This window comes from Streptomyces sp. NPDC001508 (genome assembly GCF_040298665.1).
Taxonomy (GTDB): Bacteria; Actinomycetota; Actinomycetes; order Streptomycetales; family Streptomycetaceae; genus Streptomyces.
Genome location: NZ_JBEPAP010000073.1, coordinates 1 through 23,161 on the forward strand (window position 1 = coordinate 1; position 23,161 = coordinate 23,161).

Annotated in this window: 19 protein-coding genes; 10 read left to right on the forward strand and 9 right to left on the reverse strand. The window is 71.9% G+C overall.

What is annotated here, in order from left to right:
- Positions 1-145: 145 nt before the first annotated feature.
- From ABT245_RS39250 to ABT245_RS39270, 5 genes are read right to left on the reverse strand one after another with little or no spacing between them, the layout of a single operon-like run.
- Positions 146-1,456, reverse strand: a complete 1,311-nt coding sequence (locus ABT245_RS39250; RefSeq protein ID WP_351743838.1) for a DUF58 domain-containing protein — start codon at positions 1,454-1,456, stop codon at positions 146-148.
- Complete coding sequence (locus tag ABT245_RS39255; RefSeq protein WP_351743918.1) at positions 1,456-2,445, reverse strand: AAA family ATPase; 990 nt, start codon at positions 2,443-2,445, stop codon at positions 1,456-1,458. Before ABT245_RS39255 ends, ABT245_RS39250 begins: the two co-directional genes overlap by 1 nt.
- Positions 2,445-3,641, reverse strand: coding sequence for a DUF4350 domain-containing protein (locus ABT245_RS39260; RefSeq protein ID WP_351743841.1), 1,197 nt, complete (start codon positions 3,639-3,641; stop codon positions 2,445-2,447). Before ABT245_RS39260 ends, ABT245_RS39255 begins: the two co-directional genes overlap by 1 nt.
- Complete coding sequence (locus ABT245_RS39265) at positions 3,638-4,420, reverse strand: DUF4129 domain-containing protein (protein WP_351743843.1); 783 nt, start codon at positions 4,418-4,420, stop codon at positions 3,638-3,640. Before ABT245_RS39265 ends, ABT245_RS39260 begins: the two co-directional genes overlap by 4 nt.
- Positions 4,421-4,424: 4 nt before the next feature.
- Positions 4,425-5,777, reverse strand: a complete 1,353-nt coding sequence (locus ABT245_RS39270; RefSeq protein ID WP_351743846.1) for a proline-rich domain-containing protein — start codon at positions 5,775-5,777, stop codon at positions 4,425-4,427.
- 140 nt (positions 5,778-5,917) lie between these two features.
- Between ABT245_RS39270 and mtnA the strand changes: the two genes are divergently transcribed.
- The 7 genes from mtnA to ABT245_RS39305 all read left to right on the forward strand — a co-directional run bounded on the left by mtnA (position 5,918) and on the right by ABT245_RS39305 (position 14,852).
- Entirely contained in the window at positions 5,918-7,063 is a 1,146-nt protein-coding gene (gene mtnA, locus ABT245_RS39275; RefSeq protein WP_351743849.1) for an S-methyl-5-thioribose-1-phosphate isomerase, read from the forward strand.
- Between the two features lie 130 nt (positions 7,064-7,193).
- Complete coding sequence (gene mtrA, locus ABT245_RS39280) at positions 7,194-7,883, forward strand: two-component system response regulator MtrA (protein ID WP_191870552.1); 690 nt, start codon at positions 7,194-7,196, stop codon at positions 7,881-7,883.
- A gap of 1 nt (position 7,884) precedes the next feature.
- Positions 7,885-9,969 carry an MtrAB system histidine kinase MtrB gene (mtrB, locus tag ABT245_RS39285; RefSeq protein WP_351743852.1) on the forward strand — a complete coding sequence of 695 codons (2,085 nt, stop codon included), beginning with the start codon at positions 7,885-7,887 and terminating at the stop codon, positions 9,967-9,969.
- Positions 9,959-11,791 carry an LpqB family beta-propeller domain-containing protein gene (locus ABT245_RS39290; protein ID WP_351743854.1) on the forward strand — a complete coding sequence of 611 codons (1,833 nt, stop codon included), beginning with the start codon at positions 9,959-9,961 and terminating at the stop codon, positions 11,789-11,791. The genes mtrB and ABT245_RS39290 overlap by 11 nt, the downstream gene beginning before the upstream one ends.
- Positions 11,792-12,066: 275 nt before the next feature.
- A complete protein-coding gene (locus ABT245_RS39295) occupies positions 12,067-12,900 on the forward strand; it encodes a ComF family protein (protein WP_351743857.1) in 834 nt (277 codons plus the stop codon).
- A 311-nt stretch (positions 12,901-13,211) separates the two neighbouring features.
- Positions 13,212-13,904 (forward strand): ribosome hibernation-promoting factor, HPF/YfiA family, encoded by a 693-nt coding sequence (gene hpf, locus ABT245_RS39300; protein WP_351743859.1) that lies wholly within the window; start codon positions 13,212-13,214, stop codon positions 13,902-13,904.
- Positions 13,905-14,108: 204 nt separating this feature from the next.
- A complete protein-coding gene (locus ABT245_RS39305) occupies positions 14,109-14,852 on the forward strand; it encodes a response regulator (RefSeq protein WP_351743861.1) in 744 nt (247 codons plus the stop codon).
- Between the two features lie 3 nt (positions 14,853-14,855).
- Here the strand turns inward: ABT245_RS39305 and ABT245_RS39310 are convergent, their stop codons facing one another.
- Positions 14,856-16,031, reverse strand: coding sequence for a winged helix-turn-helix domain-containing protein (locus ABT245_RS39310; protein ID WP_351743864.1), 1,176 nt, complete (start codon positions 16,029-16,031; stop codon positions 14,856-14,858).
- A 140-nt stretch (positions 16,032-16,171) separates the two neighbouring features.
- Positions 16,172-16,756: a GNAT family N-acetyltransferase gene (locus ABT245_RS39315; RefSeq protein ID WP_351743867.1), complete on the reverse strand. Its 585-nt coding sequence runs from the start codon at positions 16,754-16,756 to the stop codon at positions 16,172-16,174.
- Positions 16,757-17,131: 375 nt separating this feature from the next.
- Here ABT245_RS39315 and secA point away from each other — a divergent pair, with 375 nt between their 5' ends.
- Entirely contained in the window at positions 17,132-19,948 is a 2,817-nt protein-coding gene (gene secA, locus ABT245_RS39320) for a preprotein translocase subunit SecA (protein ID WP_351743869.1), read from the forward strand.
- Between the two features lie 134 nt (positions 19,949-20,082).
- Here the strand turns inward: secA and ABT245_RS39325 are convergent, their stop codons facing one another.
- Positions 20,083-20,652: an Rv3235 family protein gene (locus tag ABT245_RS39325; protein WP_351743872.1), complete on the reverse strand. Its 570-nt coding sequence runs from the start codon at positions 20,650-20,652 to the stop codon at positions 20,083-20,085.
- Between the two features lie 328 nt (positions 20,653-20,980).
- Between ABT245_RS39325 and ABT245_RS39330 the strand changes: the two genes are divergently transcribed.
- The gene (locus ABT245_RS39330; protein ID WP_351743874.1) at positions 20,981-21,493 is read left to right on the forward strand and encodes a DUF6912 family protein; all 513 of its coding nucleotides are present in this window, start codon (positions 20,981-20,983) and stop codon (positions 21,491-21,493) included.
- A 67-nt stretch (positions 21,494-21,560) separates the two neighbouring features.
- Positions 21,561-22,226 carry an HAD family hydrolase gene (locus ABT245_RS39335; protein WP_351743876.1) on the forward strand — a complete coding sequence of 222 codons (666 nt, stop codon included), beginning with the start codon at positions 21,561-21,563 and terminating at the stop codon, positions 22,224-22,226.
- A gap of 41 nt (positions 22,227-22,267) precedes the next feature.
- Here the strand turns inward: ABT245_RS39335 and ABT245_RS39340 are convergent, their stop codons facing one another.
- Positions 22,268-22,834, reverse strand: a complete 567-nt coding sequence (locus tag ABT245_RS39340) for a DJ-1/PfpI family protein (RefSeq protein ID WP_351743879.1) — start codon at positions 22,832-22,834, stop codon at positions 22,268-22,270.
- Positions 22,835-23,161 lie beyond the last annotated feature (327 nt).

Sequence of the window (23,161 nt, forward strand, 5' to 3'; positions counted from 1 at the left end):
TGCAGGGGGGACCCTGTGGGAGAGTAGGACACCGCCGAACTAATCGTGGGAAAACCCCGCATTCTTTTGAATGCGGGGTTTTCTGCGTTTAAGGGTCCGACCTGTTCGTGCCCCTTTTCCCTTTTGGGTTCCTTTTCGGGCCCTTTCAGAGTCGTCCCGCCGCCTTCAGAGCGAGATAGGCGTCCGCCAGTGCCGGAGCAAGGTCGTCAGGTGTCGCGTCGACGACCGTCACTCCATGGCGGCGGAGCTGCTCCGCCGTGCGGTGGCGTTCGGTCTGGGCCTGGGCCGCGGCGGCGGCCTCGTAAACCGCATCGGCGTTACCACGGGCGGTCGCCATGCCGGCGATATGGGGATCGGCCACCGATGCCACCAGGACCGTGTGGCGCTGGGTGAGCTGCGCGAGCACGGGAAGCAGGCCCTCCTCGACCGGCGCCGCGTCGAGGGTGGTGAGAAGGACGATCAGGGAGCGGCGCGGTGCCGTACGGAGCGCCGTGGCGGTGAGGCCCCGCGCGTCGGTCTCCACGAGTTCGGGCTCAAGCGTGGCCATCGCGTCGACCAGGGACGGCAGCACATCGCGTGCCGTACGGCCCTGGACCAGGGCGCGCAGCCGACGGTCGTAGGCGAGAAGGTCCACCCGGTCGCCTGCGCGGGAGGCGAGCGCCGCGAGGAGCAGGGCGGCGTCCATGGAGGCGTCCAGGCGTGGGGCGTCGCCGACCCGGCCCGCCGAGGTGCGGCCGGTGTCCAGGACCAGCAGGATGTGGCGGTCGCGTTCCGGACGCCAGGTGCGTACGGCCACCGCGGTCTGGCGCGCTGTGGCCCGCCAGTCGATGGAGCGGGTGTCGTCGCCGGGGACGTAGTCCCGCAGGCTGTCGAACTCCGTGCCCTGGCCTCTGATCAGCACGCTGGTGCGGCCGTCCAGCTCGCGCAGCCGGGCGAGCTTCGACGGGAGGTGCTTGCGGCTGGCGAACGGCGGCAGGACCCGTACGGTCCAGGGAACCCGGTGGGCTCCTTGGCGGGCGAACAGGCCGAGCGGGCCGTAGGAGCGGACCGTCACACGGTCGGCGTGGCGGTCACCGCGGCGCGTGGGGCGCAGTCGGGTAGTGATGCGCCGGCGCTCGCCCGGGGGCACGGTGAAGCGGTGGCGGGAGGCCTCGATCTCCGTGCCGGGCTGCCAACTGCTCGGCGGCCAGGCGTCCCGCAGACGGGCCCGGAGCGGGCGCCGCGAGGGGTTGGTGACGGTCAGCGTCACGTCGGCGGTTTCGCCCAGGCGCGCGGACGTGTCGCCGGACCGGGTCAGGATCAGGCGGCGTACGGGCGCCGCGAGGGCGAAGTCGCAGGCGCAGGCCACGGCCAGCGAGCCGTTGACCGCGAGGATGCCCGTCCAGCCGGGATCCCAGATGCCGACGGGGACGGAGCCGAGAGCCGCCAGCAGGGCGGCGCGTCCGGTGAGCGGCATCAGCGGGGAACCGGGACGTGGGCGAGGATCGCGTTGATGACGGAGTCGGCCGTCACGCCCTCCATCTCGGCCTCGGGGCGCAGCTGCACGCGGTGCCGGAGGGTCGGCAGGGCCAGGGCCTTAACGTCGTCCGGGATGACGTAGTCGCGGCCGGTCAGCCAGGCCCAGGCGCGGGCGGTGGCGAGCAGGGCGGTGGCGCCGCGCGGGGACACGCCCAGGGCGAGGGACGGCGACTCGCGGGTGGCGCGGCAGATGTCCACGACGTAGGCGGTGATCTCGGGGGAGACGGTCGTCTTGGCGACCGCGGCGCGGGCGGCTTCCAGGTCGGCCGGACCCGCGACGGGGCGCACGCCGGCGGCGCGCAGGTCTCGCGGGTTGAAGCCGGCGGCGTGCCGGGTGAGGACGTCGATCTCGTCCTGCCGGGCGGGCAGCGGGATCGTCAGCTTGAGCAGGAAGCGGTCGAGCTGCGCTTCGGGGAGCGGGTAGGTGCCCTCGTACTCGACCGGGTTCTGTGTCGCGGCGACCAGGAACGGTTCGGGCAGCGGCCGGGGAGTGCCGTCAACGGTGACCTGGCGTTCCTCCATGGCCTCCAGCAGGGAGGACTGGGTCTTCGGCGGAGTGCGGTTGATCTCGTCGGCGAGCAGCAGGTTGGTGAAGACCGGGCCGGGCTGGAAGGAGAACTCGGCGGTGCGGGTGTCATAGACGAGGGAGCCGGTGATGTCGCTCGGCATGAGGTCCGGGGTGAACTGGACGCGTTTGGTCTCCAGTTCCAGGGCGGACGCGAGGGCGCGCACCAGCAGCGTCTTGGCGACACCGGGGACGCCTTCGAGCAGGACGTGCCCGCGGCACAGCAGGGCGATGACGAGTCCGGTCACGGCGGGGTCCTGGCCGACCACGGCTTTGGCGATCTCGGCACGCAGGGCCTCCAGGGAGGCGCGGGCGCTGCCCGGATCCCCGGCGGTCCCGGCGTTGTCAGTGGTCGGGTCCATCATGGACGGCGTACCTCTCTTTCGAGGGCGTCGAGTCGGTCGGTGAGTGTGATGAGGGCTGTGTCGTCGGCGGGCGGAGGCCCGAAGAGGAGGGAGTGCAGGGCCTGTCCGTCGCCGTGGAGGTGGGCGGACAGGGCGGGCAGCAGGGCTTCGGGCGCGTGCGCCTGAGCGACGGGGACGCCTACGAGAGGGGCGAGGCGGGTGCGGGTGGTGGAGCGAAGAGCGGTGGCGGCGCGGTCTCGGGCGTCGGCCTTGCGGTAGAGGCGGGCGCGGCCTTCGACGGTCTCGGAGGCGCGGATCGCGACGGGGAGTCTTTCGGGCACGAGGGGGCCGAGTCGGCGTGCCCGCCAGAAGGCGGCGAGGACCGCGGCGATGAACAGTTGCAGCGTGCCCCAGAGCCAGCCGGAGGGGAGCAGGTCGAGGAAGTCCTTCTGGTCACCGCTGCCGGTGGCCGAGGTGTCGGCGAGCGAGGGGAGGTACCAGACCAGATGGGGGCGGGAGCCGAGGAGTTGAAGCGCGAGCGAGGCGTTGCCCTGCTCGTCGAGGCGGTCGTTGTAGAGGATGTCGGGCGCGCCGAGGACGACGGTGTCTCCGTTTCCGGAGGTGTCGGGGACGCGTACCAACGTGGCCAGGCGCTCGCTGGGGTAGCAGGAGTCGGCGTCGAGGTGGGTGGTGGTGTAGCGGATGCCACCGGTGTCGGCCGCGCCCGCGCGTACGGCGGCGGGCAGGCCGCACTCGGGGGAGAGTGTCGACCCGAAGCTGGTGGCGGGGTCCGCGGTCACGCCGGGTACGAGCCGTTCGACGGACGAGCTGCCGGCGGCGAGGAGGAGGGTGCGCCCGCCGGACCGGGCGGTCGCGGAGTGCAGGGCGCGCTGCTGGCCGGGCGTGAGCAGGTCGGGTACGGCGACCAGCAAGGTGGTGTCCGGGCCTGCCGCGGTGCGGGCCTCGTCCAGGGTGGTGACCACGCGGGTGGACACGCCGTGGTCGGCGAGCAGTTCGGCGACCGCGCGGCTTCCGTAGGGGTCGGCGGAGCGGGGGTCGAGGGCGCCGTGCCGGGCGTCGGAGCGGATGATGGCGATCGCGACGGCTCCGGCGAGGAGCAGCAGGAACGCGAGTGCGATGCCTCGCGTGCGGGTCCACACCTGGCGGGCGGTGGGCGAGGCCGAGGTGGAGGCAAGGGTGGCCTCGGTGGTCATTCGGCGGTCCCCTGGCGGCTGTGCTGGGCCGTGCTGTGGCTGCTGGCGGCGAGGGCCGGTTTGCTGCGCTCCAGGTCGCGGTCGAGTTCGGCGAGCCGGTCGTACGCCTGTCGGCCCGCTCGGCGGCCACCGTATGTGACGTCGTCGAACTCGCGGGCGGCGGCGTGCAGCCGGTCCGTGTGGGCGGGCAGGGCACGGCCGGCTTCGGAGGCCGCCTCGTCGGCGGTGCGGCCGGGGCGGACGTCGAGCAGGGCCCGTTCTTCGAGGGCGCGGACGATGGCCCGCATGCGTTCCTGGACGGCCTGGTTCCAGTGGCCCTGGGCCGCGTGCGCTTCGGCGGCGGCGCGGTGTTCCGCGGCGCTGCGCGGGCGGTCGTCGAAGAGGGCGGGGGCGGCGGCCGGGTGGCGCCGCGGGGTGCCCAGGCGCCACCACAGGGCGGCCAGTACGGCGATGACGGCCAGGACGACGACGATCAGGCCGAGCGTCCCCCCAGGGGTCGCCGAGGCGGCGGTGTCGAGGACTTTGCCGAGCCAGTCCCAGATGGCGTTCATGGCTCGTTGGAGCAGGCTGGGGTCGTTCTCGTGGTACATCCGCTTGGCCAGCTCGCGCCGGGCGGCCTCCCGCGCGGGATCGCGTCCGACGGTCACCGGCGGCTCGTCGCCCGAGCCGGCCAGTGACAGTACGGCCGTGTCGGCGGCCCGGAGCAGGCCCCGGACGGCCGAGCCGGCCGCGCGCGGCAGGACCGGCGCCGTGCTGAGAACGTCCCCCGCCGGGATCACCGCGTCAGCTCCCCGGGGTGGCGCCGGGTGCGGTCACGCCGTAGCCCTGGACACCGGCCGCGCGGGCCAGTTCGAGGTCGAGGGCCTCACGGCGGATGCGCTGGTCGATGTAGAGGAGCACGCTGACACCCGCGTTGATCGGGAAGGTGATCGTGGAGCCGATGACCGAGCCGATGCCGCTGATGATGAGGAACGCCCAGCCGAGGTCGCCGGTGCCTTCGAGGAAGCCGGAGAAGCCGTCGCCGCTGACCGCCGCAGCGATCAGCGCGAAGGGGATGACGATGATCGACGCGACGATGTTCGCGATGATCGAGGCGAGCAACTGGATGCCGAAGACGCGCCACCAGGAGCCGCGGACGAGCTTGGCGGAGCGGCCCATCGACTTCAGGATGCTCTGCCGTTCCAGCATCAGCGCCGGCGAGGCCAGCGAGTAGCGGACCATGAGCCACACCACGACGACGGCCGCCCCGAGCAGGCCGAGGACGAGGAGCGCGGCGCCGGCGCCGCCCCCCGCGCCGGCGGCGACCACGATTATGCCGGGCAGTGCTCCGCAGAGCAGGATGCCGGCGGCGATGAGCGGCAGCAGGAAGACCAGACCGAACAGCCTCGGGACCTGCGGGCGGGCGTCGCGCCAGGCCTCGCCGGTGGTCACGGCCCGGCCGAGCACGGCCCGGCTGGTCACGGTCGTCAGCAGGGCGGTGGCGATGATGGTGCCGATGGAGGAGATCAGCAGGACGGCGACCGAGCCGAGCATCGCTTCGCCCATGGCGCGGGAGACCTCGCTGAGGGTGGCGCTCGGGTCGTTGAGGGCGTCGGTGCTCGCGGTGTCGTTGAGGACGAGGCCCTGGAAGAGGATGACGACGATCTCCGTGATGACCGCGATGGTCAGCGAGATGCCCAGGACGGTGCGCCAGTAGGTGCGCATGGTGGAGACGGCGCCGTCGAGGATTTCGCCGACACCGAGCGGGCGCAGGGGGATCACGCCGGGCTTGGCCGCGGGCGGGGGGCCGCCCCAGCCGGCGCCCCAGGCTCCGTAGCCGCCGGGTCCTCCGTAGCCGCCGCCCCCGTATCCGCCGTATCCGCCGTGGACTCCCTGGCCGCCGCCCCAGCCGGGGCCGGGCGGCGGAGGCGGCGGGGCCTGACCCGGGGCCGGGGTGCCGGTGGGCGCGGACCACTGGCCGGGTGGCGGCTGCTCCTTGGACCACTGCGCACCGGGATCCTGTGGCTCTGCGCCCGGCTGGTCGACGGGCTGTGCGGGCCCCGGCCGGTCGGCGGGGTCGGCAGGGCCGGACGCGCCGGGTTCCTGCCCGTTGGACGGGGCGGATCCGGGCGAGGCCCAGCCCGGAGTGTCGTTCATCGAAGCTCCTTCTCGGTGCCCGTCCGCGGATGCGGCGGCAGGTTGGCAGCCATCGTGCCATGGGGCGGTGACCACGGGACCGGCCGCGGTGGGGGCCGCACGCCTTCAATTGTCCGCGGGGTACGGGGCAGACTGACCGCATGGCTGATCAGGACGGGCACACCGGCGAGGGCAGGCACGCGACCGAGATACCGGCGATCCGCTGGGAGGAGCCGCCCGAAGGCCCCGTACTGGTCCTTCTCGACCAGACCAGACTGCCGGCCGAGGAGGTCGAACTCGTGTGCACGGACGCGTCGGCCCTGGTCGGCGCGATCCGGTCGCTCGCCGTGCGCGGGGCGCCGCTGCTCGGCATCGCGGGGGCGTACGGCGTCGCGCTCGCCGCCGCACGGGGCTTCGACGTGGACGAGGCCGCGGACGCGCTCCAGGGGGCCCGGCCCACCGCGGTGAACCTGTCCGTCGGGGTGCGCAGGGCGCGGGCCGCTTACCGGGCCGCGCTCGCAGCGGACGCGGACCCTCAGCGGGCGGCGGCCGCCGCGCTGGCCGCCGCCCGGGCCCTGCACCGTGAGGACGCCGAGGCCAGCGCCCGGATGGCCGGGCACGGGCTGGCGCTGCTGGACGAGTTGCTGCCCGGCGGCGGGTACCGGATCCTCACGCACTGCAACACCGGGTCGCTGGTGTCGGGTGGGGAGGGCACCGCGTTCGCCGTGGCGCTCGCCGCGCACCGGGAGGGGCGGCTTCGCCGACTGTGGGTCGATGAGACGCGTCCGCTGTTGCAGGGGGCGCGGCTGACGGCGTACGAGGCGGCGCGCAGCGGCATGGCGTACACCTTGCTCACCGACAACGCGGCCGGTTCGCTGTTCGCGGCGGGCGAGGTGGACGCGGTGCTGATCGGGGCGGACCGCATCGCGGCCGACGGGTCGGTGGCGAACAAGGTGGGCAGCTATCCACTGGCGGTGCTCGCGCGGTACCACCACGTGCCGTTCATCGTGGTGGCGCCGGTGACGACGGTGGATGCTGACACGCCCGACGGGGCGTCCATCGAGGTCGAGCAGCGCCCCGGGTACGAGGTGACCGAGATCACGGCGCCGCAGGTGCCGGTCGGTGGACCGGGCGGTGGGATGCCGGTGGCGCCGCTGGGGGCGCAGGCGTACAACCCGGCGTTCGATGTGACGCCGCCGGAGCTGGTGACGGCGATCGTCACCGAGGCGGGCGTCGCCTCGCCCGTGACGGCCGCCTCGCTCGCGGAACTGCTCTGCGGGCAGGTCGTGCACCGGCTGGAGACATGAGGTAAGGGGCGCGCGCTCACCCGGCGGGCCGTCGGCGCCGTGACGAGCAGACAGTGGCGGGCTGGTACGACTATCGTCACTGGCCGGTGACCTTGTTCACCTGCGCCGCCTTCGCCGTTATGAGAATGGGATGATGTCGTTTATGAAGGGACGTGTCCTTGTCGTCGACGACGACACCGCACTGGCCGAGATGCTCGGCATCGTGCTGCGTGGTGAAGGTTTTGAGCCGTCTTTCGTGGCCGACGGCGACAAGGCGCTCGCCGCTTTCCGTGAGACCAAACCCGACCTGGTGCTGCTCGACCTGATGCTGCCCGGCCGGGACGGCATAGAGGTGTGTCGGCTGATCCGGGCGGAGTCCGGGGTGCCGATCGTGATGCTCACCGCGAAGAGCGACACCGTCGACGTGGTCGTGGGGCTGGAGTCGGGCGCCGACGACTACATCGTCAAGCCGTTCAAGCCGAAGGAGCTGGTGGCCCGGATCCGGGCCCGGCTGCGCAGGTCGGAGGAGCCGGCGCCGGAGCAGCTCACCATAGGCGACCTCGTCATCGACGTGGCCGGGCACTCCGTGAAGCGGGACGGGCAGTCGATCGCGCTGACGCCGCTGGAGTTCGATCTGCTGGTCGCGCTGGCCCGCAAGCCGTGGCAGGTGTTCACCCGCGAGGTCCTGCTGGAGCAGGTGTGGGGCTACCGGCACGCGGCGGACACCCGGCTGGTGAACGTGCATGTGCAGCGGCTGCGGTCCAAGGTCGAGAAGGATCCGGAGCGGCCGGAGATCGTGGTGACCGTCCGTGGTGTCGGTTACAAGGCCGGACCGAGCTGACATGTCCGGGGGCGGTGCCGCTTCGGCTCCCGGCCGGCCCGGGGACCGTCCGGGGCGGCCTGTCGGCCGCAAGCCGGCCGGGTCACGTTGGGGTCGCCTCCTTGAGGGCGGGCTGTTGCAGGGCGGGGTGCAGGGCAGCCCGGTGCTGCGGCTGTTCATGCGCTGGGTGCGCCGGCCGTTGCTGCCGGTCATGCGGCTGTGGCGGCGCAACATCCAGCTCAAGGTCGTCGTCACGACGCTGCTGATGTCGCTGGGTGTCGTCCTGCTGCTCGGCTTCGTCGTCATCGGGCAGGTGCGCAACGGCCTGCTGGACGCGAAGGTGAAGGCGTCGCAGAGCCAGGCAACCGGCGGGTTCGCGGTGGCCAAGCAGAAGGCCGACGAGGCAGCCAGCAGCACCGGTGACGAAGCCTCGGCGGTGGACGGGCGGCAGTCGCAGAACGTCATCCAGTGGATGAGCGACCTCGTCGAGTCGCTGTCCAGCGGCGGTCAGGGCGCCTTCGACGTGGTGACGCTCCCGGCGGGCGACGAGAGCGGCGGCGGACGCAGCCCGCGCGGTTCCGGGTATGTCGACCCGTCCGCCAGCGTGCCCGTGGACCTGCGCACGCGGGTCCACACCAGTACGACCGCGGCCCAGAGCTACACCCGCATCGTCTACAGCAACGGCAAGGCGTCCCAGCCCGCGCTCGTCATCGGCAAGCAGGTCAACGACCCGAACGGGGACCCGTACGAGCTGTACTACCTCTTCCCGCTCTCGCAGGAGGAGAAGTCGCTGAGCCTGGTCAAGGGCACGCTCGCGACCGCCGGGCTCTTCGTCGTCGTACTCCTCGGGGCGATCGCGTGGCTGGTGGTGCGGCAGGTCGTGACGCCCGTGCGGATGGCGGCCGGGATCGCGGAGCGGCTGTCGGCCGGGCGTCTTCAGGAGCGGATGAAGGTCACCGGCGAGGACGACATCGCGCGCCTCGGCGAAGCCTTCAACAAGATGGCGCAGAACCTGCAACTGAAGATCCAGCAACTGGAGGACCTGTCGCGGATGCAGCGGCGGTTCGTCTCCGACGTGTCGCACGAACTGCGCACCCCGCTGACGACCGTGCGCATGGCCGCCGACGTGATCCACGAGGCGCGCGAGGACTTCGACCCGGTGACCGCCCGGTCGGCGGAACTGCTCGCCGACCAGCTGGACCGCTTCGAGTCGCTGCTCGCCGATCTGCTGGAGATCAGCCGGTTCGACGCGGGCGCGGCGGCGCTGGAGGCCGAGGCGATAGACCTGCGCGAGGTCGTGCGGCGGGTCGTCAGCGGGGCCGAGCCGCTCGCCGAGCGCAAGGGCAGCCGGATACGCGTCGTCGGCGACCAGCAGCCCGTCGTCGCGGAGGCGGACGCACGGCGCGTGGAGCGGGTGCTGCGCAATCTCGTCGTCAACGCCGTGGAGCACGGTGAGGGCAAGGACGTCGTCGTCAAGCTGGCAGCGGCCGGCGGCGCGGTCGCAGTCGCGGTGCGCGACTACGGCGTCGGGCTCAAGCCCGGCGAGGCCACCCGGGTCTTCAGCCGCTTCTGGCGCGCCGATCCGGCACGCGCGCGTACCACCGGCGGCACGGGCCTGGGCCTGTCCATCGCCCTGGAGGACGCGCGGCTGCACGGCGGCTGGTTGCAGGCGTGGGGCGAGCCGGGCGGCGGTTCGCAGTTCCGGCTGACGCTGCCGCGTACCGCCGACGAGCCGCTGCGGGGCTCGCCCATACCGCTGGAGCCGAAGGACTCGCGGCGCAACGCGGGACAGGGCGAGGCCGGCCCGCCGCGCGACGACGACAAGCGGGCCACGGTGCCGGCCCAGTCCACGGGCGGTCCGGTGCCGCCGCTGCCCCCGCACGCCCCGCTCCCGCAGCGGCTGGCCGCCGTGGCACCGACCGCCGATCCGACCGCGCTGCCCGGCAGCGGCGCGCGCGTCGTGTCCCGGCCCGGTGGAACCCTGCGGCACAGGGACGAGGTGCCGGCCAGGGACGAGGCGCCGGCCACGGACGCGGAGCCGGACACGAGCCGCACGGCGGCCGCGGAGGATTCGAGCACCGCAGGGGAGGCATTTCGTGGGCGCTGACCGCGAAGGGGGCGGCCGGCGTCGGCCGGGGCGCGCGGCGGCGTACGCCGCCTGTGGTGCCGTACTGCTGGCGGGGTGCGCCTCGATGCCGGACGGCGGTGACCTGCGGGACGTCGAGTCGACGCCCCGGCAGGACACGCAGGTGCGCGTGTTCGCCATGCCGCCGCAGGAGAACGCCGCGCCGGGGGAGATCGTGCAGGGCTTCCTGGAGGCGCTGACCAGCGACGACCCGGGATACGACACGGCCCGCAAGTATCTGACCCCCACCGTCGCGCGCAAGTGGCGGCCCGAGCAGTCCACCACGGTGCTCGCCGATGCGCCGAGCACCGTCGTCGACCACGGCGCCGGCGGGCGGGAGGACCCGAGCAGCCTCACCTACACGCTGGCCGGGAGCAGGGTCGCCAGCGTCGACGCGCAGCAGGCGTACGCGCCGGCCGAAGGGGCGTACGCCAAGCGCCTGCACCTGACGCGGGACGCCAAGAGCGGGCAGTGGCGCATCGACGCGCTGCCGCAGGGCGTCGTGATGGGCAAGTCCGACTTCCAGCGGAACTACACCTCGGTCAACAAGTACTACTTCGCCTCGCACACCTCGGTCGGGTCCGTCGGGCAGCCGGTGGCCGTCGCCGACCCGGTCTACCTGCGTAAACGGGTGGACCCGATGACGCAGGTGGTGCGTTCGCTGCTGAACGGGCCCACGACGTGGCTCGGGCCCGGGGTCCGGTCGAGTTTCCCGACCGGTACGGCGTTGCAGAAGGGCGCCGGCGCGCTGACGCCCGACGACCAGAACCGGCTGACGGTGCCGTTGAACGCCAGGGCCGCCCGGGCCGGGGCGGCCGAGTGCAGGCAAATGGCGACCCAACTGCTGCTTACGCTGCAGAACCTGACACCCACTGTGGACAGGGTCGAGTTGCAGGGGCCGGACGAGCGGACACTGTGTGACCTCACCGAGGAGCGGGCCGAGTCCGTCGCCTGGCACGGCGCGGTGAAGGAACCCGACTACCTGTACTTCCTCGACGACAAACACCGGCTGGTCCGGATTGCGGGCACCAGCACGAGCACCGCCGCCGTGCCGGTGCCGGGTCCGCTCGGCGACGGCAGCAAGCAGTTCGGGTCCGTCGCGGTCTCGCGGGACGAGCGCACCGCGGCCGGGGTCGGCAGCGACGGGAAGTCGCTGTACGTGGCCTCGCTGACGTCGGACGGTTCGCTCGGCGCACCCCTGGTGACCAGCGGCGGCGCCGACAAGGCCGACCGGCTGGCCACGCCGAGCTGGGACGCCCGCGGTGACCTGTGGGTGGTCGACCGCAATCCCCACGACTCGCGGCTGCTTCTGCTGGAGCAGGGCTCGGGGAAGCCGCTGTCGGTGCGGACTCCGGGGCTGTCCGGTCATATCGAGGACATCCGGGTGGCCGCCGACGGGGTGCGGATGGCGCTCGTCGTGAAGGAGGGCGGCAAGCAGTCACTGTTGGTCGGGCGGATCGAACGGGACGAGGGGGCCGGGCAGGGGCCCGCGGTCCTCGAACTGCGCTCCGCGGCACCGGGCTTGGAAGAGGTCACCGCCATGTCGTGGGCCGGGGACGGCAGGCTCGTCGTGGTCGGGCGCGAGCAGGGAGGCGTGCAGCAGATGCGGTACGTCCAGGTCGACGGCTCCGCGCCGGAGAGTCAGGCGCCCGCGGCCCTGACCGGGGTGAAGGCGATCACCGCGTCCGAGGACGACCGGGTGCCGCTGGTGGCGTACTCGGAGGACGGGATAGTGCGGCTGCCGTCCGGCGCGCAGTGGCAGAAGGTGGTCAAGGACGGATCGGCACCGATCTACCCGGGGTGAGGTCTTTATGGGGCGCGGTCTGTACGGGGTGAGGTCTGTACGGGGTGCGGTCCGTCCGGGGTGAGGTGTGCAGCGGCCGGCTCGGCCTGCTGCCTTCGCACCATCCGTCCGCACCATCCGTCCGTGCCATCGTTCCGACGGATCGGCCACCTCGCCCCGGCCCCCTGGGCTGTTCACTTGTGTGGGTGACGGCCGTGATGACCTGCGCTGAGTTGTCCACAGGGAGTTTTCCACAGGGGTGGCCGGACGGCCGGGGCGTTGGCACAGTGGTGCCCATGCGGGGGTGGTGGCAGGACCTCACCGACCTGGTGCTGCCGGCCGAGTGCTCCGGCTGCGGCAGGCCTCGCACGGTGCTCTGCGCGCGGTGCCGTGCCGCCCTCGGCGGGGCCGCGCCGAGCCGGGTGCGGCCGCTGCCGGAACCGCCCGGGCTGCCGCTGGTGCACGCGGCGGCTCCGTACGCGGACGAGGTACGGGCGACCCTCCTCGCCCACAAGGAACGCGGCGCGCTGGCACTGGCGCGTCCCCTGGGCGCCGCTCTCGCCCGAGCGGTGTGCGCGGGGGCCGGGCGGCGGGACGTCCCCCTGCTGCTCGTACCGGTGCCGTCCGCGCGCTGGGCGGTGCGGGCGCGGGGGCACGATCCGGTGCGGCGGATCGCTCTCGCGGCAGCCGGTGAGCTGCGGCGCGGCGGACGGGGTGCGCGAGTGGTCGGGGTGCTGCGGCAGCGGCGGGCCGTGGCCGACCAGTCGGGACTCACCTCCCGTCAGCGGCTCGGCAATGTCGCGGGCGCGCTGGAGGTCACGGCGGGCGGTGTCCGGCTGCTCGCCGGGGGCCACCTCGTTCTCGTGGACGATCTGATGACGACCGGCGCCTCCCTGGCGGAGGCGGCGCGTGCCGTCCGGGAGGCGGTCGGCGAAGTCGGCGGGGGAAGGACTGTGTACGGGGGTGCAGGTCGGGAAGGAAGGGAGGAACAGATCGGCGGATCAACGGAGGAGAGCGGCAACGCGGGATACGGAGGAGCGGGAACGGCGAGCGTGAACGATGCCGGGCGACTGATCCGCGCGGCAGTGGTCGCGGCCCCGCCGGATTCCTTCGAAATGAGCCGGAACTGACCGCGAACATGCGTCGTTGCAGGTAGTGAGAGGTCCTATTCACCTGAACGGAGGTACGCCGCAGTAGAGGGTGACGACATCCGTCCGGGCGAGATATGTTCGGTTGTGAGGGAAAGCCGCAGGCCATACCTCATATATCCGAATGCCGTGCTGCGGTTGACCGTAATGATCCGCGCCGGCGAGGTGGAGATCTTGCTCATGGGGGAGGAGGTGGACGTCACCGAGTCCGAGGCTCCGGGGTCCACCGGGGCCTGGTGCAAAACGGAGATGCTCCGCCACCGCAGCGGAGCGATCCGGGAACGGAGTTCTGCGTGGACATCGTCGTCAAGGGCCGCAAGACCGAGGTGCCCGAGCGGTTCCGCAAGCACGTGGCCGAGAAGCTGAAGCTGGAGAAGATCCAGAAGCTCGACGGCAAGGTGATCAGCCTCGACGTCGAGGTGTCCAAGGAGCCCAACCCCCGACAGGCGGACCGTTGCGACCGAGTGGAGATCACTCTCCGCTCCCGCGGTCCGGTGATCCGGGCGGAGGCAGCGGCCAGCGACCCGTACGCGGCACTCGACCTGGCGGCGGAGAAGCTGGGCGCCCGGCTGCGCAAGCAGCACGACAAGCGGTTCTCCCGCCGCGGCGCACGCCGGATTTCGGCGGCCGAGGTTCCCGACCATGTCCCGGGAGCGGCGACGCTCAACGGGAACGGCCATCCCGTCCATGAGGAAGAGACGGACGGAGTGCCCACGAAGAAGGTCGGCTCTCTGGAAGTACAGGGTGAAGGCCCCCTCGTCGTCCGCGAGAAGACCCACGTCGCCTCCCCGATGACCCTCGACCAGGCCCTCTACGAGATGGAACTGGTCGGCCATGACTTCTATCTGTTCGTCGACTCCGAGACCAAGGAACCGAGTGTCGTCTACCGGCGGCACGCCTACGACTACGGCGTTATCCACCTGAGCACGGACCCGATGATCACGCGGGCGGAATCCCCCGCGGCAGGGGGCACGCTGGGCGGTTGACGCGCCCGGCGGACGGTTGAGCGGGTGCCCCTGGAGCGCGTGTGCGCCCCCAGGGGCACCGGTGTGCGCCCACTTCACGCACCGCTTGTCACCGCGGTGTCGTCCCGGCATGAAATCATGGCCGCATCGGCCCAACCGGTGGGCCGTTGCCTTGGGTTGGCGATGGCACAGGACCACAGGCCACAGCCTTCAGGGGGAGGAACGATGGCGGACAGCTTCGGACCGATGCGGGAGGGGGATGCCGACGGCGTCGTCGGCATGGGCCCGGACGAGGGCTCTCCACGCAAGGAGCCGATCAGAGTCCTGGTCGTCGACGACCACGCCCTGTTCCGCCGTGGCCTGGAGATCGTGCTCGCCGCCGAGGAGGACATCCAGGTCGTGGGGGAGGCGGGCGACGGCGCCGAGGCCGTCGACAAGGCCGCCGACCTGCTGCCCGACATCGTGCTGATGGATGTGCGGATGCCCAAGCGCGGCGGGATCGAGGCATGCACCTCCATCAAGGAAGTGGCACCCAGCGCCAAGATCATCATGCTGACGATCAGCGATGAGGAGGCCGACCTCTACGACGCGATCAAGGCGGGCGCGACCGGATATCTGCTCAAGGAGATCTCCACGGACGAGGTGGCCACGGCCATTCGCGCCGTGGCGGACGGACAGTCGCAGATCAGCCCGTCCATGGCGTCGAAACTGCTCACCGAGTTCAAGTCGATGATCCAGCGCACCGACGAGCGCCGGCTGGTGCCGGCGCCGCGGCTCACCGACCGCGAACTCGAAGTGCTCAAACTCGTGGCCACGGGGATGAACAACCGTGATATCGCCAAGGAGTTGTTCATCTCCGAGAACACCGTGAAGAACCATGTGCGCAACATCCTGGAGAAGCTCCAGCTGCATTCCAGGATGGAGGCCGTGGTCTACGCGATGCGGGAGAAGATCCTGGAGATCCGCTGAGGCTCAGCCGAGCAGACGGGCGAGTTCGCCGACCAGCGCCTCATGGAGTTCGGGCGCGTCCACCCGTTCCACCCGTACGTCCGTGCAGTTCACCCAGCTCGCCGCCTCGACCAGGGCCTGGGCCACTGCCGGGACCGCCTTCGCGCCGTCCAGGGTGACCTGTTTGGCGACCAGGGTGCGTCCCTCGCGGGCCGGGTCGACGCGGCCGACGAGCCGGCCGCCGGCCAGCACCGGCATGGCGAAGTAGCCGTACACCCGCTTCGGTTTCGGGACGTAGGCCTCAAGGCGGTGGGTGAAGCCGAAGATCCGTTCGGTGCGGGCGCGCTCCCAGATCAGGGAGTCGAACGGGGACAGCAGTGTGGTGCGGTGCCGGCCCCGCGGGGGCGTCCGTAGGGCCGCCGGGTCGGCCCAGGCCGGCTTGCCCCAGCCCTCCACCGTGACCGGGACCAGGCCCGAGTCGGCGATCACCGCGTCGACCTGCTCGCCCTTGAGCCGGTGGTAGTCGGCGATGTCCGCGCGCGTGCCGACGCCGAGGGACTGGCCCGCGAGGCGGACCAGGCGGCGCAGGCACTCGGTGTCGTCCAGCTCGTCATGCAGCACGGCGTCCGGGATCGCGCGCTCCGCCAGGTCGTACACCCGCTTCCAGCCGCGGCGCGCCACGCACACGACCTCCCCGTACATCAGCGCGCGTTCGACGGCGACCTTGGAGCCGGACCAGTCCCACCACTCGCTGGTGCGCTTCGCGCCGCCCAACTCCGTGGCCGTGAGCGGGCCTTCGGCACGGATCTGTTTGATGACCTGGTCGTAGGTGCCGTCGGGCAGTTCGTGGTTCCAGTGCGGGCGGTTGCGGTAGGCGCGGCGGCGGAAGGCGAAGTGGGGCCACTCCTCCACGGGGAGGATGCAGGCGGCGTGGGACCAGTACTCGAATGCGTGCGTGTCCGTCCAGTAGGCGTCCTCGACGGTCCTGCGGCCCACCGCGCCGAGGCGCGCGTAGGGGATCAGCTCGTGCGAGCGGGCGAGGACCGAGATGGTGTCGAGCTGGACCGCGCCGAGATGGCGGAGGACACCGCGGACCCCGGCCCGGCGGTCGGGAGTGCCGAGGAAGCCCTGGGCCCGCAGGGCGATACGGCGGGCTTCGTCGGCCGAGAGGTCGGTGGCGGGGCGCGGAAGGGTCGTCATGGGTTCGCAGCGTATGGGGTGGGTCTGACAGTGGGCCCGGGACGGGGGCGGGCCGCATCCAGGGGCACGCCGGGAGCGGCGGGCCGAGCGGGCGGGTCCGTGGACAGGGGGTGGGCAGGGGGGTGCCGTGCGAGGGTCGGCTACCGACGGGTCCGTTGCGGAGCGGGCAGGTAGGGCGCGGCCGACGGCAGGCCCAGGTCGGACGGGAGCAGCGAGCCCACCCAGCAGTCCCGGCGTACGCCCTTGTTGTTCGTCGCCGAGCGCAGCGTGCCCTCGACGGTGAAACCGGCCCGCTCGGCGACCGCGCGTGAGGCGTGGTTGCCGACCTCCGCACGCCACTCCAGGCGGTCGATGGCCAGGCGGGTGAAGGCCCAGCGGGCGACGGCGAGGGTGGCCTCGGTGACATAGCCCCGGCCGCGGTGTTCCTTCGCGGCCCAGAAACCCACCTCGGCGACACCCAGGGCGCGCATCGTCAGGGCGAGCATGCCCGCCAGTTCACCTTCGGCAGGGAAGAGGCCGAAGGTGAACATCGAGTCGTTCGCCCAGCCGTCGGGCACTGTCCGTTCGGTGAAGCCGCGGGCGTGCTCGGGCAGGTAGGGCGAGGGGAACTGGGAGATCCAGCGCTGTAGGTCGGGGTCCTGCGCGGCGGCGAGCACCGCGTCGGTGTCGGGCGGACCGGGGGAGCGCAGGACGAGCCGGTCGGTGGTGAGGGTGACGGGGTCCATCGGCAGATTCTGCTCGGGCGCCCGCGCCCGCGCCATCCCTGTGGCGCGTGGTCGCGCACCGTCCCTGTGGCGCGCGCGGGCGCCTTCGCGGCGGCTTGTGCGGTGGGTCCGTTCGCCGAGGGTGTCGTGGTTGCCGTGGGTGAGCAGGTGATCACAGTTCGCGCAAATCCCCGGCCGGATGCGGCACTATCCGCACCTCCCGGCCGTTGTCCTCTATGAAAAGAGCCTGTGAAAGCAGCGGCCGGTCAGCAGCGGCCGACCGTAGCCCCGCCGGGCCTCCCGGCGTGGCCGGGTCCTCGCATACGATGGCCGTTGCTCAGTACGTCAAACGGAAACCGACCGTCCCAGGCCCGACCGGCAAGGAGACCAGCCCCCGTGTCCGTCCTCTCGAAGATCATGCGTGCAGGCGAAGGCAAGATCCTGCGCAAGCTGCACCGCATCGCGGACCAGGTCAACTCCATCGAAGAGGACTTCATCGACCTCTCCGACGCCGAGCTGCGGGCCCTCACCGATGAATACAAGCAGCGGTACGCCGACGGGGAACCCCTGGACGATCTGCTCCCCGAGGCGTTCGCCACGGTGCGCGAGGCCGCCAAGCGCGTCCTCGGCCAGCGGCACTACGACGTGCAGCTGATGGGTGGCGCCGCCCTCCACCTCGGCTATGTGGCCGAGATGAAGACCGGTGAGGGCAAGACGCTCGTCGGCACGCTGCCCGCGTACCTCAACGCCCTCTCCGGAGCCGGCGTCCACCTCATCACGGTCAACGACTACCTGGCCGAGCGTGACTCCGAGATGATGGGGCGCGTCCACAAGTTCCTCGGTCTGAACGTCGGCTGCATCCTGGCCAACATGACGCCGGCCCAGCGCCGCGAGCAGTACGCCTGCGACATCACGTACGGCACGAACAACGAGTTCGGCTTCGACTATCTGCGCGACAACATGGCGTGGGCCAAGGACGAGCTGGTCCAGCGCGGCCACAACTTCGCCATCGTGGACGAGGTCGACTCCATCCTCATCGACGAGGCCCGTACACCGCTGATCATCTCCGGCCCGGCCGACCAGGCCACCAAGTGGTACGGCGACTTCGCCAAGCTGGTCACGCGCCTCAAGCGCGGCGACGCGGGCAACCCCCTCAAGGGCGTCGAGGAGACCGGCGACTACGACGTCGACGAGAAGAAGCGCACGGTCGCCATCCATGAGCCCGGCGTCTCCAAGGTCGAGGACTGGCTGGGCATCGACAACCTCTACGAGTCGGTGAACACCCCGCTCGTCGGCTACCTGAACAACGCCATCAAGGCGAAGGAACTGTTCAAGAAGGACAAGGACTACGTCGTCATCGACGGCGAAGTCATGATCGTCGACGAGCACACCGGCCGTATCCTCGCCGGCCGCCGCTACAACGAGGGCATGCACCAGGCGATCGAGGCGAAGGAAGGGGTGGACATCAAGGACGAGAACCAGACGCTCGCCACGATCACCCTGCAGAACTTCTTCCGCCTCTACAAGAAGCTCTCCGGCATGACCGGTACGGCGATGACCGAGGCCGCCGAGTTCCACCAGATCTACAAGCTCGGAGTGGTCCCGATCCCGACCAACAGGCCGATGGTCCGCAATGACCAGTCGGACCTGATCTACCGCACCGAGGTGGCCAAGTTCGAGGCGGTCGTGGACGACATCGCCGAGAAGCACGAGAAGGGCCAGCCGATCCTTGTCGGCACGACGTCCGTCGAGAAGTCGGAGTACCTCTCGCAGCAGCTCAGCAAGCGCGGCATCCAGCATGAGGTGCTGAACGCGAAGCAGCACGACCGCGAGGCCACCATCGTCGCCCAGGCCGGCCGCAAGGGCGCCGTCACCGTGGCTACGAACATGGCCGGCCGTGGTACGGACATCAAGCTCGGCGGCAACCCCGAGGACCTGGCCGAGGCGGAGCTGCGGCAGCGCGGCCTCGACCCCGAGGAGCACATCGAGGAGTGGGCGGCCGCGCTGCCCACCGCCCTGGCCAAGGCCGAGCAGGCCGTCAAGGCCGAGAAGGACGAGGTCGAGGAGATCGGCGGCCTCTATGTGCTGGGCACCGAGCGGCACGAGTCCCGCCGTATCGACAACCAGTTGCGCGGCCGTAGCGGCCGTCAGGGCGACCCGGGCGAGTCCCGCTTCTATCTGTCCCTCGGCGACGACCTGATGCGTCTGTTCAAGGCCCAGATGGTCGAGCGCGTGATGTCGATGGCGAACGTGCCCGACGATGTGCCGATCGAGAACAAGATGGTCACGCGCGCGATCGCGTCGGCCCAGTCGCAGGTCGAGCAGCAGAACTTCGAGACCCGTAAGAACGTCCTGAAGTACGACGAGGTCCTCAACCGCCAGCGTGAGGTCATCTACGGCGAGCGGCGCCGTGTCCTGGAGGGCGAGGACCTGCGCGAGCAGGTGCAGCACTTCATGGACGACACGATCGACGCCTACGTAGGAGCGGAGACCGCCGAGGGCTTCCCCGAGGACTGGGACCTGGACCGGCTGTGGGGCGCCTTCAAGCAGCTCTACCCGGTGAAGGTCAGCATCGACGAGCTGGAGGAGGCGGCCGGCGACCGGGCCGGGCTGACCGCCGAGTTCATCGCCGAGTCCATCAAGGACGACATCAACGAGCAGTACGAGGCGCGCGAGGCGCAGCTCGGCTCCGAGATCATGCGTGAGCTGGAGCGCCGGGTCGTGCTGTCGGTCCTCGACCGCAAGTGGCGCGAGCACCTCTACGAGATGGACTACCTCCAGGAGGGCATCGGCCTGCGCGCGATGGCGCAGAAGGACCCACTGGTCGAGTACCAGCGCGAGGGCTTCGACATGTTCACCGCGATGATGGAGGGCATCAAGGAGGAGTCCGTCGGCTACCTGTTCAACCTGGAGGTCCAGGTCGAGCAGCAGGTCGAGGAGGTTCCGGTCGAGGACGCCCAGCCGGTGGCCGAGGGCGTCCAGGACGCGGTGCCGGCCCAGGCGGGCTCCCGCCCGGAGATCCGCGCCAAGGGGCTCGACGCCCCGCAGCGCCGCGGCCTGCACTTCTCCGCCGCGACCGTGGACGGCGAGGGCGGCATCGTCGAGGGCGACTTCATCTATGACGAGGACGAGCCGGTGCGCTCCGAGTCCGACGGTCTGACGCGGGCCGAGCGTCGCCGGCAGGCCAAGGGCGGCCGACGCCGCAAGAAGTGACGGTGCCCAAGGCGCCGTAGCGTCCCGACGGGCCGGTTCGTCCTCGGACGGGCGGGCCCGTCGGCGTTTCCGCGGTGCCCGTCGCGGTGCGCAGCCGCCCGCCGGGATACGTCCGGATATGTCCAGCGGGGCGCTCAGTCGTCGGTGTGCGGGGCGCGGGGGCCGCCCAGTTCCACCGCCGTGCAGCGCCAGCGCAGGTCCTGGCCCTGTTCCAGGCGGAACGCCATGGCGCGCAGTTGGTCGCCGGCGCCGATGCGGGCGAACGCCTCGATGGCGCCCCGGCGGGGGACGTAGTAGCCGATGTCCCGGACGACCGGGCGGGTGCCACGGGTGCGCAGGGGCCCTCGCTCGGCGAGCCGGGCCAGCTCGTCGTAGGCGCGCCCGGCGGTGTGCCGGAGCATCCAGTGGACGGGGCGCTGACCGCTCAGCACGGCGAGCAGCCGGTCGGCGAAGAGGTCCGTGGGACGCGGGAGCAGGGGCGCGCCGGGGGCCGCAGGACCCGCGGGGACGTCGGGTACGGCGGCGCGCGGGACGGAGCCGGGCGTCGCCGTGTGGTGGGTCGTACGGGGCGCGGGGGTATGCGTCGTGGGAGTGCGGGGCGTGGGATTGCGGGGCGGGATGGTGCCGGGGCGGCGGGGGTCGCGGCGGCCCGGCGGGCGGGTGCCCGGGCGGCGTTGGGCGGTCCTGGTCATGACCTTGTTCATGGGGTCCCCGTTCGGCGGGTCTGGTGATACCGGGCGGTAACTTGCTGGTGGGGATCTTGTACGGGGCCGTGGGCGGCCCGGGCAAGGAAGCGCGGGTCCGTGTCGAGGGCGTGCGGAATTCACCTATCCGAGTGAGCAAAGGGGCGAAAACCCGGCAAATTTCAGGCCGGGGCCGAGTGACCCTGTGGGCGCCGGGTGGACGGGTCCGCGGGGCCGGGCGGGGACCCGAAAGGGGACGCCCGCACGTATCCTGAAGGCCGTCCGGGAGCGCGGGACCGCCCTCGCCGGGCCCCAGCGGAGCCTTTGACCACGAAAAGAGCGGCCAGCCATGCGCGTCTACGTCCCCCTGACCCTCCCCGGTCTCGCCGAGGCGCACAGGACGGGCGAGCTGGGGACCGAACCGCTCGTCGCGTACGCCGTCACGCCCGCGCTGCGCGAGTGGTATCTCTCCGACGACATCGAGGAGCTGGAGTACGCGGCGCTGAACCGGGCCGCGCTGGCCTCGCTGCGGCGGCTGGCGGCGGACCCGGACGCGCCGCGCCGCCGGGTCGTGGTCGCCGTCGACGTGCCCGACGGCGCCGCGATGCCCGACCCGGACCGCGGGCTCGATCCGGCCGCGCTGGGCGAGGTGCGGGTGACCGGTCCTGTGCCGCTGGCCAAGGCCGCGGCGGTGCACGCCGACGCGGCCGACGCGGAGGATGACGTCGCCGCGGCGGTCACGGCGCTCCCGGCGGCGGACGACGGCGACGACGACGCGCAGTTCGTCGTGGACGGGGCCGAGGACCACGAGCTGCTCTGGTACGCGACACAGGAGATCCCCGCCCTCGTACACCTCGCGTAGCGCGCCGTATCCGGCTGTGACCTCGCTGTTCGCCCGATTGTCAGTGGCGGCGGGTACGTTCTTCGGCATGGGGATGCACGCAAGCGCCCACATCGTGTGGGACTGGAACGGGACGCTGTTCCACGACAACGAGGCGATCATCGGGGCGACGAACGCCGCTGCCGCCGAGCTGGGGCTCGCACCGATCACGCTGGAGCAGTACCGGGCGATGTACTGCGTTCCGGTGCCGAAGTTCTATGAGCGGCTGATGGGACGGCTGCCGACCGAGGCGGAGTGGGAGGCCATGGACGTGGTCTTCCATCAGCACTACAGCGAGCACCGGGTCCGGTGCTCGCTCACCGAAGGGGCGGCGGAACTGCTGACGCTGTGGCGGTCTGCGGGCCGCAGCCAGTCGCTGCTGAGCATGTACGGGCACGATGAACTGATACCGCTGGTGCGCGGGTTCGGGATCGAGACGCACTTCATACGGGTCGAGGGGCGGACCGGCCCGTCCGGGGGCAGCAAGGCGGAGCACATGGTGCGGCACCTGGAGGCGCTGACCGGTGTGGACCCGGAGCGCACGGTGGTGATCGGGGACGCCGCCGACGACGCGGTGGCGGCGCGGCACGTGGGGGCGCGGGCCGTGCTGTACACCGGGGGCTCGCACAGTCGCGACAGCCTGGAGGCCATGGGCGTGCCCGTGGTGGACACGCTGGACCAGGCCGTGGCGGAGGCGGAGCGGCTGGCGGCCTGAGCCGTGCGGGTCCGCGTCCGCGGCGGGTTTGCGGCGGGGGCTCAGCTCACCGGAGCCTTCGCGCGCAGTACGGTCAGGAACTCGCGCATCCAGGAGGAGTGATCCGGCCAGGCGCGGGCCGAGACCAGGGTGCCGTCCACGACCGTTTCGGCGTCCTGGAAGGTGGCCCCGGCCGCCTGCATGTCGAGTTCCAGCGCGGGGTAGGCGGTGACGCGCCTGCCGCGGAGGGTGTCGATCGCGGCGGTCAGCAGGGGGCCGTGGCAGATCTGGGCGACGGGCTTGTCGGCGTCGAAGAACGACTTGAGGATCTTGCGGAGTTCGGGGTCGTTGCGGAGGTATTCGGGTGCCCGGCCGCCGGGGATGACGAGGGCCGCGTACTGGCCGGGGGCGACGTCGGCGAAGGCCAGGTCTGCGGGCCAGGTGTAGCCGGGCTTCTCGGTGTAGGTGTCGAAGCCGGGTTCGAAGTCGTGCACGACGAACTGGAGCTTCTTACGGCTGGGGGCCGCGATGTCGACGTCGTAGCCCTCCTCGCGGAGGCGCTGGTAGGGGTACAGGACCTCCAGTGACTCCGCTGCGTCGCCGGTCACGATGAGGATCTTCGGGGGCATGGCGGGCGGCTCCTCTCGGGTGTGCGCCGGCCCCGTGGGCGGTGCGCTTTCCGTGGGTGGCGGCGCGCTGTTCCTGGTCAACGTGCCTCCAGCGTGCCGCGCCGACAAGGGGTCCTGCCAGTTTCCTGGCCGCGGGGGCGGCACGGCGCGAGACCGGAGCGGCGGCGCGGGGACGGGGCGGGGACGGCGCGGCGCGGGGGTGGGGCGGGGACGGCGCGGCGCGGGGGTGGGGCGGGGACGGCGCGGCGCGGGGGTGGGGCGGGGACGGCGCGGCGCGGGGGTGGGTGGACAGGGGCGGCGGCGCGTGGTGGTGGGGCGTGCGGTGGG